At 66.0% G+C, this 12,045-nt stretch carries 10 protein-coding genes and 1 tRNA gene; 1 reads left to right on the top strand and 10 read right to left on the bottom strand.

Annotated features, from left to right (window positions below):
* The coding region (locus GY937_16575; GenBank protein ID MCP5058319.1) for an MMPL family transporter at positions 1–1,181 on the bottom strand (1,181 nt) is incomplete at its 3' end.
* A gap of 507 nt (positions 1,182–1,688) precedes the next feature.
* Between GY937_16575 and GY937_16570 the strand changes: the two genes are divergently transcribed.
* On the top strand, positions 1,689–2,000 hold the full coding sequence (locus GY937_16570) for a helix-turn-helix domain-containing protein (GenBank protein MCP5058318.1): 312 nt from the start codon (positions 1,689–1,691) through the stop codon (positions 1,998–2,000).
* Here the strand turns inward: GY937_16570 and GY937_16565 are convergent.
* The 9 genes from GY937_16565 to GY937_16525 form a co-directional block, all read right to left on the bottom strand.
* On the bottom strand, positions 1,897–3,147 hold the full coding sequence (locus tag GY937_16565; protein MCP5058317.1) for a site-specific integrase: 1,251 nt from the start codon (positions 3,145–3,147) through the stop codon (positions 1,897–1,899). The genes GY937_16570 and GY937_16565 overlap by 104 nt on opposite strands.
* Before the next feature lie 131 nt (positions 3,148–3,278).
* Positions 3,279–3,354, bottom strand: a tRNA-Gly gene (locus GY937_16560).
* 63 nt (positions 3,355–3,417) lie between these two features.
* Positions 3,418–4,602, bottom strand: coding sequence for an AAA family ATPase (locus GY937_16555; GenBank protein MCP5058316.1), 1,185 nt, complete (start codon positions 4,600–4,602; stop codon positions 3,418–3,420).
* A gap of 15 nt (positions 4,603–4,617) precedes the next feature.
* Positions 4,618–8,442 (bottom strand): tetratricopeptide repeat protein, encoded by a 3,825-nt coding sequence (locus GY937_16550; protein MCP5058315.1) that lies wholly within the window; start codon positions 8,440–8,442, stop codon positions 4,618–4,620.
* 167 nt (positions 8,443–8,609) lie between these two features.
* Entirely contained in the window at positions 8,610–9,056 is a 447-nt protein-coding gene (aroQ, locus tag GY937_16545; GenBank protein MCP5058314.1) for a type II 3-dehydroquinate dehydratase, read from the bottom strand.
* 65 nt (positions 9,057–9,121) lie between these two features.
* On the bottom strand, positions 9,122–9,493 hold the full coding sequence (locus tag GY937_16540; GenBank protein MCP5058313.1) for a hypothetical protein: 372 nt from the start codon (positions 9,491–9,493) through the stop codon (positions 9,122–9,124).
* The gene (locus GY937_16535; GenBank protein ID MCP5058312.1) at positions 9,490–10,167 is read right to left on the bottom strand and encodes a hypothetical protein; all 678 of its coding nucleotides are present in this window, start codon (positions 10,165–10,167) and stop codon (positions 9,490–9,492) included. Before GY937_16535 ends, GY937_16540 begins: the two co-directional genes overlap by 4 nt.
* Positions 10,164–11,267, bottom strand: coding sequence for a 3-dehydroquinate synthase (aroB, locus tag GY937_16530; protein ID MCP5058311.1), 1,104 nt, complete (start codon positions 11,265–11,267; stop codon positions 10,164–10,166). The genes GY937_16535 and aroB overlap by 4 nt, the downstream gene beginning before the upstream one ends.
* A 26-nt stretch (positions 11,268–11,293) precedes the next feature.
* A complete protein-coding gene (locus tag GY937_16525; GenBank protein ID MCP5058310.1) occupies positions 11,294–11,812 on the bottom strand; it encodes a shikimate kinase in 519 nt (172 codons plus the stop codon).
* Between the last annotated feature and the right edge of the window lie 233 nt (positions 11,813–12,045).

Raw genomic sequence — 12,045 nt, 5'->3', positions numbered from 1 at the left:
CGGACAACGCCGAGCCGGGCCCGGTCCGGGCCGCGCGTGCGCGGAGACATCAGGCAGAGGAGCGCCGGTAGCAGCGTGAACGTGCCGAGGAAGGCAAGAATGAACCCGATGGCAGCAGCAAGACCGAACTGCCTGAAGCTCGCGAGATCACTCAAGACGAAGGAGCCAAAGCCCGCAGCCGTCGTGACAGCGGCCCAGAAACAGCCCGGGCCGACCTGATCGGCAGCCTGAACCAGAGCGGCGCCAGGCTCAAGATCGGGATGACGCAGGAAGCCGGTGAGAAGGTGAATCGCTGCAGTGATCGCGATGACCACGAGCACCGGCGGGAGGGCTGCGAGGATCGTGGTCATCGGAATCGAAAGCAGCGCAATGACCCCGTGAATCGCGACCGTGAGCCCTCCGACGGCGAGCACGGGAAGGACCGTGAGCCAGACGTCTCGAAAGAACCCCCAGAGAACCGCGACGATCAGCACGAACATGAGCAGCGTGAGGTTGATCGAATCGGCGTCCAGATCGTCGTCTGCGACGACCGTCCAGACAGGGTCTCCCGCGACGAAAATCTCGCTTCCGAGTTCCTCTTCGTAGTGCGGGACAAGATCGAGGATCGCGTGCACGAGGTCGCGAACCGGCCGGCTATCGAGCGTTTGAAACTCGACGATGATTCCTGCGGTCTTCCCGTCCACCGAAACGACCACGTTCGCGAGGAAGGGTTCTCCAAGCGACTGCTCGGCCAGGGGCTCCCAGTCCGGAGAGAGCGAGTAGTCCCCTCCCCCACCCCGCGCCGCGATCGTCCGCGTCTCGAGTGGGCCGACTACGATCGGCGCATTGAGAACACTCTGCGTCCGGCGCACGTTCGGCAGGGCGTCGAACTCCCGTTGCAGCTTTCCGATGAACTCGAGTGCGGCCCGATCCCGTACCGAAGAACAGACATTGCTACCTGGGCATCCGAACACGACGAGCACGTGCAGCCCGCTGTCGAACTCCTCGAAGAAGTCGGAGAGCCGGTGGACCGCAGGGTCGTCCGGGCCGAAGTAGGCGGCATAGCCCACCTCGCTCGAGAGCTGGGCGGCCTGGAATGCGAGCCCCAAAGTGACGACGAGCCCGAGCCCCACCGTCACCAGCGGCCGTTGGACGCTGATCTCGGTCAGAAACCGAGCAAGGCTCGAGACGCGGTTGAGCAAGGCCGGACCCTCGACGCGGGCCCCGGCCCGCCGTCGGACCAGTATACCGGCATGAACTCAGCTAAGGGCTTGTTTTCGTGACGCTTTTGGCCAACCAGGCGCAGCCAAGACACGCAAATGGCGGGCAAAGCCTGCGACAATCAAACGGGATTCGGAGACCGTGTTGCCTCCCCAAGAGGGTTGGGAATCGTCCAGGCAGATCCCTCGATCAGCTCAGAAGCAGGAGAGTCGGTGCTCCTTGGCTCTGCTCCCGCCGCCTGGCGCTCGCGATTCCGCGGCGTTCAAACGGAGCCCACGCCGCGCGGGCGTGCGCGAACAGCATGCCGGGGGCTCTCCCGTGTTCTTCTGAGAGCTGGGATGGCGCCTGTACCGCGCGCGAACCCACGGCGCTGGCTCGCTTGACTCGACCAGGAAGCGCCAGTACCAGCGGCTCGTGGGCCGCAAGCTCGCGCGACCGGTCCTCGTTGCTGCTTCACGACGGCACGATGTTTGCTCCTACAGGCAGCCGTGCCTCCTTCGACCAAATCAGACGACCGTCTCCAGTGGCGGGAGCGGCCGGTCCTGCGTGTGAACGAGATCGCGGAGATACTCGGGGTGCATCGCTCGACGGTGCATCGGCTCGTGGACCGCGGTCTTCTCGAGAGGGTGAAGCGCGATTCGTGCGGCGTTGCGTGGGTCTCGACGGACAGCCTCTGTCGCTTCCTCGGCGAAGACGTCAGCGAGCCGGTGGCAGGGCCTCCTCCGGGGGGTTCGGCTCCGAGGGCGGCGCGTGCGAAGGCGGACCTCCTGATTGCGTCGCTCCGGAGCCGAGATACGTGAAGTCCCAGTCCTGCGGGACCCAGCGGTTGTAGTGCTTGAGGAGGGTGTCGAGGCGGTCGCCTGCGATGTCGGAGACGGCCTTCGGGGAGCGACCGGCCTGCAGACTCAGCACGATGAACGTGTGTCGAAACGAGTGGAAATCGAGCGGCCGAATGCCGTCGACCTCCGCCAGGTTGATCAAACGCTTCCAGGGGCGGTGGTAGAAGTTGCTCTCCTGCCACCGCCGCCCCTTGGGCGAGAGAAACGCCCAGGGAGGCTCGTCCTGGATGGGCCTCTCTCGCCGCCCCGCGAGGAGACGGTCCAGGATCTCCGCCAAGCGAGGTGCGACGGGTACAGCGCGCCCGTCCGGGTGATCCGTCGACTTGAGGAACTTCTCCTGCCCGCGCGTCACTTGTGTGTTGAACACGATGACCCCGTCGCGCAGATTGATCCGGTCGCGCCGCAGGCCGAGGATCTCGCCCCTCCGGGCACCCGTGTAGTACGCCGTTGCACAGACTTCGAAGATCGAAGGCTCGTGCTCTTCGGCAAGCTCGAGCAGGCGCTCCGCCTCCTGGCGGGTCCAGGGTTCGCGCCGCCGAGGCGGATTCCTGCGCGAGGAGATGCCGTGGCTGCGGAACACCTCCTTCGCGATCTCGACGATCGATTTGTCGCGCTTCTGGAACGCTGGCGGCAGAGCGGTCAGGACCTCCTCCCGTACGGCAACGTTCACCACGCGGCGCAGAATCGAGAGGCAATTCGTCACCGTGCCGGGGGCGAGGCCTTTCTCGCGATAGCAGGCGTCCGCGAATCCGATGAGCTGGGCCTCGCTGAGGCGCCGGAGATCGACCTCGCCGAGCGCCGGGACGAGGTGCCGCTCGATGTTCGCGCGCCAGGTCTGATAAGTACCCTTGGAGAGCTTCGGACCATAGGCCTCGATCCAACGACGGCACGCGTCGCCAAGACGAAGGGGAGCGCGCTGCGGGACCAGACCGAGAAATCCCTCGGCGCGGAGCTGTTCCGCCTCCGCCTGACGGTTGATCTCAGCGGCGACTCGCTCGGCCTCCGCCCGCCCCTTCTCTCCGGAGCCGATCGTCCGCCATTTCTGTCGATCTCCGCTGTAGACCCGGACGCCCCACTTGCCCCGCTTCTTCAGCACGGTGGCCCGCATGTGCAGCCCCTCCAAGCTCCGGCAGCGGTCCGCCTCCCACGACCGGGAACGGACCGGGAACACCGGGAACGGAGAAACCCATAGCGCCGGAGGCCCGGCGACACAAGTGCCTGCCGGGCCTCAGAAATTCCTGGAGCGCGAGACGGGACTCGAACCCGCGACCCTCGGCTTGGGAAGCCGATGCTCTACCAACTGAGCTACTCGCGCGCGGAGGAGGAGGGTCGCACGCGGGTCGTCGTGGGGCAACCGCGCCGGGGCGGCTCTGGGCGATTACTTGACGAGATCGACGAACAGGTCGTCGAGTTCACCGCGGGCGGGCGGCTCTTCGCCGAGGAGTTCGCCCATGCCGGAAGTCGGTTTGCCAGGCGAGGTCGGTGCGGCCTGCTGGGCGGCGGACGGCGAATCGTCGAGCCACTGGGCATCCTCTCCGCCCGGTGCGCTCGGGGTTCCGGCCACGGGCGGCTCGGTCTCCGACGCGATCACTTCTGCCATCTCGAAACTCGGAGCCTCGACCGGTTCGGGAGCACGCGCAGCCTGGGCAGGCTGAGCCATGGCAGCCGACGCGGTCGTCTCGCTGTGGGGCGGAGATGCGGGTGCCGAGGACGACGCAATCGGCGACGGTTCATCCCCGTCCTCATCTTCGGCCCACGGGCGCAGTTCGGCAGCGGCCTGCTCCACGTCGCCGGCGCTGGCCGAGACGCGCCCCGCCACGTGGGCTTCGAAGAGCGCGTTGTCGGCCAGGGTGTTCAGGTAGCGCGGGATGCCCTTCGATGCCTTGACCAGGCCTTGCACCGCCGAGGCATCCAGAATGGCAGGGTTCCCCCCTGCCGTGAGAATCCGGTGGCTCAGATACTGAACCGCGAACTTCTCATCGAGAGGCTTCAGCTCGATGCGCTGGTCGATCCTATCGCAAAGGGCAGGCTCGGCAGCAATTGCGTCATCCAGGCTGGGCAGGCCGACGAGCACCAGACATAGCATACGGCGATCTTCGTACTCGAGATTCAGAAGGCCGCGAAGCTCGCCCAACAAACCCTGCTCAGCGAGGACCTGGGCTTCGTCGAAGATCAGCACGGTCTGCCGGCCATCCTCGCGCACGATGGCAAGCTGCTCGTAGATCTGGGCCATCAAGACCTGACGTTCCGCGGCAGGCTCTTCCACGCCGAGCTGCCGGGCGAAGCGATCGAGGATCCATTGGCCGTCGGTCACGCCTGGGATCGGGACGAGCATGCAGGCCTCGAAGACCTCCTCTTCGAGGGCCTCGAGGAAGTGGCGCACGAGCACGGTCTTCCCGACACCTCCCTCACCGGTGACCAGTGAGAGTCCTTTCCCCTGGAGCGATGCACGCATGAGACGACGCTCCGCATCCTGGTGGACGGGCGACTCATAGTAGAAGGCGGGCTGGGACTCGTTCGAGAAGGGATCCCGGCTGAGCTGGAAGGTCGATAGATGTTCCACGGCGAGACGGGGCTCCTAGACGAATGAGATCTTCTTCTTGCGGCGGCCGGGCTTTTTCGGCGGCTCCGGATCGGCTGTGGTCTGGACGGGCGGATCCGGTTCGGATTCGGGCTCCTCGTCCGGCTCGGACATGACGTCTTCCGGCTCATCGGGCTCGGCGTCCCCCACGTCTTCCGCTTCGCCGTCTTCGAGGCCCTCGGCATCGCTGGCTTCGAAGCTCTCGGGTTCGCCGGCGTCGACGCTCTCCGGCTCTGCGGACGCGTCGGCCTCGTCCTCGGAATCGTCGTCTTGGAGGAAGTCGTCGAAGGATTCGTAGACCGGCGCCTCTGGCGCTTCCTCCTCCGGGCCGGAAGGGCCGTCGGCCATCAATTCATCGAAGTTCTCGAAGCCGGCGTCGTCCGCTTCGACGGTGGCCTCCGCCGCATCGGGATCCGGCTGATCATCCAGGGCCGCCAGCTGCAGGTCGACATCGGGGAAGTCTGCGTCGAGACGTTGCACGGCTTCGAACGCTGCACGTGCGCGAGGTACATCGCCAACGCCCGCATAAGCCCGGCCGAGATCGAATCGCAGACCAATCTGCTGCTCCTCCTCGACGTCGGGCAAAGCCAACGCCTGCTCGAGGTGCGCAACGGCATCGACGATCCGACCCAGATCCATGGCGCAGAGGCCCATCATGTGAAGGCAAGGCAGCCGGCGCTGATCGGAGCCCATGGCGGCCCGGAATTCGCCGATGGCGTCTTCGCACAGGCCCATTTCCTTGTAGGCGATTCCCAGGTCGTAGTGGGCCTCGAAGTCTTCATCCTCGAGCGCGCCCTGAACTCCCTGCTTGAACGCGGCAAAGACCTCCTCGAAGCCTTCACCTTCGGTGTCTGCAGAGAACGGCACATCCGCCCCACCCTCGTCGTCGAGATCGAACGCATCGGAGAGCTGCGCGGCCAGGTCGAAGCCCTCGTCCTCCTCGGAGGAAGCGCCGAATATCACAGGGGCCGTCACCTCCGCCTCGGTGGGGCTCGTCGGAGCGCCCTCCTCAACGGTCGCGGCGGCCTCTGTCTCGACCAACTCGGGTGCGGAAGCATCGAGCTCGGAGTCTTCCGCCTCCAATTCTTCGCTCGCGGAGTCTTCGAACGCTGCGTCGTCAAGCGAGCCAAGCTCCGCCGCCTCCGGCTCGAGTTCCTCGCTGGCGGCCGCTTGGATTCGGCCCGTGTCGTCATCCGGGTCCCCACCGAGGTCGACCTCGGGCGCCAACTCATCCGATGAGGCGTCCTCGTCGGCAAACATGTCATCGCCGACCAGATCCACCATGTCGGAGGAATCATCTTCGGCGTCGCTCGACTCGGCGTCCCATTCGGGTTCGCCGGCTTCGATCGCTGTTTCGTCGGTTCCGACCTCGAGTTCCTCCGGGTCGATCTCGACAGCGCCGGCCTCGACCTCGATGTCATCGGCGTCCATCGCGGCAGCTTCGACGTCGATGTCATCGGCATCGGTCGTAGAAGCGCTGACCGCGTCGGCATCTCCATCGCTCGCCGCCTCGATCTCGCCCACGCGCAACAAGGCGCCCGGGTGGCTCGGCGCAATCGCGAGGATGCGTTCGTAGACGATTCGCGCCTCGTCCAACATGCCCTGCTGGAAGAAGAAGTCGGCCTCTTCCAGGTCTTCGGCCATCTGGGCCGGAGTCGTCGCCGAAGCCGAAGCCCCGACCGCTTCCTCGGGGCTCTCCAGCGAGACCTCACCCTGGGATTCATCGAAGTCGGCGCCATCCGGAACGGCGGCTTCCTCGTCGTCGAAGGCCAGATCCAGCGCGGGATCCGAGATCTCGATCTCTACCGCGGCCGCTCCTTCCCCGGAGACATCCATCAGGCTTTCTTCGGCCGTGGTGACTTCGCCATCCGCGTCCTCGCCGGCCCCGGAAATCTCGAACTCGAGATCTTCATCCCGGTTCTCGTCCTCGGAATCCACGAGTGCATCCTCGACCGAGATCTCCAGCTCACCGGAAAGATCGAACTCCGGCACGAGTTCGTCCGCTTCCACATCGCCGCCATCTCTGGCCGAAGCCGACGGGTCGATCTCGCCTGAATCCGATGGATCGACCGGGACCGCCTGAGAAACGTCGATCTCGTCCGATTCGGAAAGCTCGATCTCGTTCGATTCGGAGAGATCAATCTGAACCGCTTCGGACGGATCGGGCTGCTCCGATTCGGACAGAACGATCTCGTCCTGCTCGGAACCATCGATCTCGAATTCGTCCCCGGAAACTCCCGATGCGACGACCGGTTCGAGACCCTCCTCGGGTTCGGCAGCTTCCTCGGATGCGTCCAGCTCGACGTCTACGTCGAACTCGATCTCTGCATCGTTTCCGGCCAGGGCTCCGGACTCATCTTCTTCGCTCTCCGGTTCCGATTCCGCATCGGGCTCCGCTTCCGGCTGCCCAAGCAGGTCGTCCTCGAGGTCGGATGCGACCTGGGCGGCGGGCGGTTCCAAGCCTTCGGCCCGTCCGGCATCCAATGCTTCTACGCTCTGGCGCAGCGCCTCGAAGGCCGTCGTATCCCCGCACTCGGCCGCAGCCTGGGCGCCGCGCTCGTAGGACGTGATGGCGTGTTCGGCCTGGCCCGTGGCCTCCAGGGCCTCGCCCAACTTCGCGAAGGCAGCCACGCTCGTCGGATCCTGACGGACGATCGAACGCAGGCTGTCGATCGCTCGATCGTGCTTGCCGTAGCGGAGATAGACACTGGCCTCCGCCAGCAGCTGCTCAGGATCGCTGTCGGTCTCGGCGGCCGCTTCGACGCCGGACTCTTCGACCTCCGGCAGCGGCGGCAGGGTGGTATCGCCAAGAGCGCCGTGATCCGCGCCGCTCTCGCCGAGGGGGCTTCCCAGGGACATGCCGTTCGGGTCGAAATCCGGGGCTCCTGCCTCTGCACCCAGATCTTCTACGGCTCCGCCGAGCAGATCGTCGTTTGCGGCATCGCCAGCTCCGGGATCCTCGACCCCTGCCGGGGCGACAAAGCGCTGGGTGATGTCCCGGGCGACATCATCGCTGCCGCGTTCGCGATGGATCTCGGCGGCGCGGCGGTAGGCATCGACACTCTCCGAGCTCTGGCCGAGCCCTCCGCGAGCTTCGCCTAACAACAGCCAGGCATCCGGTTCGTCCGGCTGCTGCTCGATCATCAGATTCGCGGTCTTCTCGGCCGCTTCCAGCTTTCCCGAATCGATTCGTGAGCGTGCGACGGAAGCCAACAGATCGACCCGATCCGGCGCAAGCTCGAGCACGCGCACGAGAACACGAATGCGATCTTCTTCGGCGCCCTGACGATCGAGTTCGGCGGCCACCTCCTCGTACTCGGAGATCGCCTCCTCGTTGCGCTCTTCCTGGCGGAGAAGATCCGCGACCTTCAGGCGGCTGTTCGTATTCGACGGATCCAATGCCGCCATGCGCCTCAGGAGATCGAGCGCGTCATCCTTGTTGCCATCGCGGTAGTGGGCGTCGGCGGCGGTTTGAAGGGCCGCCATCGCGTCGGATTGGAGCCCCATGCGCTGGTAGAGATCCGCCAACGGAACGAGCACATCCGCGCGCTTGTCATCGATCTTTGTGATCTGTTTGTAGAGCGCGACGGCCTTCGCATCGAAGCCGTCCTTCATGAACGCTTCCGCGACCTTCAGATACGCGGCGACTGCCTCGTCGGGCCGTCCGCGTTTCAGCTCGATGTCACCGATCTTGAGACGCAGGTTTGCATCTCGCGGATCGGCCTTGAGCAGGGTCTGGTAGTCCTTCAGCGCCTTTTCGAGCGCACCTTTCTGAAGGTGCTTCTGCGCCGACTGCAGGATCTTCCGCTTGTTGATCGCCAAGAGGGCCCCTCGAACCCGAGAGCGTGACCAGCCAGTGGGGGGCTGGGCTTGTCCCTCCACCGCACCCTCCGTATCGGCGCTCGGAGAGCGGTCTTGAGGGGTGCGGGGCTCAGATTCACTCGCTCATCGAGGGGAGTCCCCCTCGACGGCAGAGGAGCCGCAGCCTGCTAAGCGCCCAGATGGTCGAGCAGGGCCTCGAGGCCCAGCCGATAGCTCGCCGCTCCGAAGCCGGCGACGGTTCCGAGCGCCACCCCGGCCACGTAGGAATGGTGTCGGAAGGCCTCTCGAGCCTGCACATTCGAGAGGTGGACCTCGACGACCGGTATTTCCACCCCTGCCAGGGAGTCGCGTAGCGATACGCTGGTGTGGGTAAGGCCGCCCGGATTGATCAGGATGCCTCGGACCTCGCTACGAGCCTCCTGGATCCGGTCGATCAGGACACCCTCGTGATTCGACTGCAGCGCCTCGATCTGGGCGCCCCGGCTCTTGGCCAGATCCGCGAGTTCCTGGTCGATCTCGGCCAGGGTCGTGTGCCCGTAGACCTCGGGCTCTCGGGTCCCGAGCAGGTTCAGGTTGGGTCCGTGAAGAACCAGGATGCGGAGAGGCTCGCTCATGGATGAAAAACTAGCGGGTCCGAGCCGCGCGGCCTGGAAAACAGGGGTTGGGCCGGAAGCGGGAGCTAGAGAAGCTCCTGGAGTTCGAAGAGATACCGCCGCATGCCGAAGCGAACCCGCCCCACGTTGGCGCCCGGGGCGAAAGCCACCACGAGATAGTTCTCGTCATCGACCCGCCGCACCACAGCGCCGACCCGTTCCAGCTGGAGCGTGAATTCCTCGGGCACGCCGCTCTCGGTGGAGTCTGCCAGCTTCTGGCACTCCGAAAGAATCCGGCCCAGCTCGACGGAGAGCACCGAGACGTCTTCCTCGGCCGAAGCCGGGGCCCCGGGGCCGGGCACATGGGCGATGGGTATGCCATCCGAACCCATCAGGGCCGCACCGAGGGTGCTGGCGCAGGGTTCGACGATCTTGTTCAACAGGTTCTCGAAACTCATCCAGTTCGTCTCCGCAGGGTATCGAGCCAACGTTCCAGGGTCGAAAGCACAGATCCACCCTGCTCTTCCGAGCGGGGGACAGGCGGCGTGTCCAGGCCCCGGCGGATGGCGTCCGCCTCGTGGCCGTGGCCTTGATCATCGAGCAAACCCGCGACGGTCGCAGTCGCGTAGGGCGAATCACCAGCGGGCTCGAACGGGACGAGGCCGGGTTCCACCGGTTCGTCCTCTTGCTCAGCGGCATGGATGGCCGCGGCCGCATAGCTATCGGTCGAGTGCATCTGGTCCGTTTCCGGTTGCGCCAGATCCAGGGCCTCATCGAGCTCGTCCTCGGCCAACTCCGGAAGCGGATCTGGCGCCTGGGCAGCCCTCGGATCCTGCGCGAGGGCCGTCGCGATCGGGTGGTCCGGCACGGCCTCGAGAACCCGCTCCAGTTCGAGTCGCGCCTCGCCGAGGCGCTTCAAGTCCAGGAGTGCCAGCGCGCGGGCCACACGGGCGGCCACGAGCTCGGGCTGGCTCGCCAGGCCGTCTTCAGCCAGGCGGAGCGCCTCGGCGGCATCCCCGTCCCGGCGCCGGGTTTCGGCGAGGGCAGCGATTCCGGGGGAATCGGGCCGATCGGCACCGAGCGCCTCGAGCCGTTTCATCTCGGCCTCGGTCGGCTGTGCTTCCACGCTCATCCCCCCGATCCTCGTCGACGCAGCTTGCGACGCGAGGGCCAGATCTCGGCGAGCTTCAGCGGGCGCGTCTCCGCCCGTCCGATGGCTCGCAGCACCACGAAGTGTACGTGGTCGTCCCGCTTCTTCTTATCGACCGCCAGCGCGCGGAGATAAGCGCTACGCGGAAAGTCTGGCAGCTCCGTGGGCAGGCCGGCCCTCTCGAGGAGCGCGCAGAGTCGATCGGCAGTTCCCGAGGGGGCCAGACCCAGCTCCTCGGAGAGATCTGCAGCGAAGGCCATGCCCATCGCGACCCCCTCCCCGTGGAGGATACCCCGGAACTTCTTCAACGCCTCGGCCGCGTGGCCCAGGGTGTGCCCGAAGTTCAGCAACATGCGGGCGCCGGTTTCCCGTTCGTCCTCGCTGACCACGGCTGCCTTGATGGCACAATTGCGCTGAAGAACCGGCACGAGGACCCCCGGCTCCAGGGCGAGCAGCCGGTCGAAATCGCGCTCGAGACGCCGGAACAAGCGCTCGTCCCGGATGGCGGCATGCTTGATGACCTCCGCGAGGCCCGCCGATAGCTGGCGCGGCGGAAGCGTGCCGAGGGTTTCGGCATCGATCCAGACGAGACGCGGCTGGTGGAAGGCCCCGACGAGGTTCTTTCCGCGGGCCACATTCACGCCGGTCTTCCCACCGACGCTGGAATCAACCATGGCCAGGAGTGAAGTCGGGATCTGGACGACGGGAATGCCGCGCAGCAGGGTGGCCGCCACGAAGCCGGCCAGATCACCGACGACACCGCCGCCCAGGGCGACGATGACGCTGCTGCGATCCGCGCCTGCGGCCAGACAAGCATCGTAGAGCTTCGCGGCCTGGCCCAGGTTCTTGGTCCGTTCGCCGTCGGGGACGATCAGCCGCTTCGGACGGATGCCGGCCTCGCGCAGGGAGCGTTCGACCCGCCCCGCATAACGCCGCGCCACCGGCGGCACGCTGATCAAGATCGCTCGGCGCGCTCCGGTGGCTGCTGCCACGGCCGGCCCTACGGCGTCGAGGGTTCCGACGCCGATCTCGATCGGGTAGCTGCGCTCGCCCAGGGCCACGCGCACGCGGCGAGACGGCACGCTGGAGGTCGATCGTCGACGACTCGTCACGAGGCATCCTCCAGACGTTTCGCGAGCTCCATGGCCAGACCGGCAATCTCGCGATCATCGGTATCGATCACCAGGGAAGCCGTCTCATAGGCTCCACGCCTTTCCCCGAGCAGCGATGCCAGGCGGCGATGCCGTCCCTCCGTATCCAGCCCGGCGAGCAAGGGGCGCGTCTCGTCCTGGCCGACGCGCGCCAGCAGGGTCTCCAGCTTCGCCCGCAGGTACACCACGGTTCCGGCGGCCGCCAACGCCTCCGCCTGGCCCGGTTGGGCGATCGCACCCCCTCCGAGAGCGATCACCGCCCTCTTCCCGGCCAGCCCGGCAATGACGCCTCGCTCCCGTTCCCGGAAGCCGGCCTCTCCCTCCGCGTCGAAGATCTTCGGAATGCCCAGACCCGCCTCACGCTCGATCTCGGCGTCTGCGTCGAAGAAGGGAACGCCGAGCTGCGCCGCCAGGGCATTCCCGACCGCGCTCTTGCCAGCACCCATCATTCCGACGAGCCAGATCGTTCCCATCATCCGAACGAGGATAACGGCAAGCCAGCCAACTCCCAGAAATGAGAAAGGCGGGGAGCCGAAGCTCCCCGCCCTCTTCAATTGGTCCCGAAGAAGAGCTAGCTCCAATCCGTCGTATTGAGGTGAAGGCCGGACATTGAAATGGCCCTGCGAGTGTGAGATGAAGGAGTTACGAGGCTTCTCCACCGACACCCAACAAGGCCACTTCAGTGCGATTGATTCAAGGCTCTATTCGG

It is taken from the genome of bacterium, assembly GCA_024228115.1.
Taxonomy (GTDB): Bacteria; Myxococcota_A; UBA9160; order UBA9160; family UBA6930.
The sequence above is the reverse complement of the archived record's forward strand: the minus strand, read 5'-3'. Positions and strand labels throughout refer to the sequence as shown.

Coding starts and splice junctions, on each gene's coding strand:
- GY937_16565 (MCP5058317.1), bottom strand. CDS start 3,147: ATGCGGGCCACCGTGCTGAAGAAGCGGGGCAAGTGGGGCGTCCGGGTC.
- aroQ (MCP5058314.1), bottom strand. CDS start 9,056: ATGAGCGAGCCTCTCCGCATCCTGGTTCTTCACGGACCCAACCTGAAC.
- GY937_16525 (MCP5058310.1), bottom strand. CDS start 11,812: ATGATGGGAACGATCTGGCTCGTCGGAATGATGGGTGCTGGCAAGAGC.
- GY937_16535 (MCP5058312.1), bottom strand. CDS start 10,167: ATGAGCGTGGAAGCACAGCCGACCGAGGCCGAGATGAAACGGCTCGAG.
- GY937_16540 (MCP5058313.1), bottom strand. CDS start 9,493: ATGAGTTTCGAGAACCTGTTGAACAAGATCGTCGAACCCTGCGCCAGC.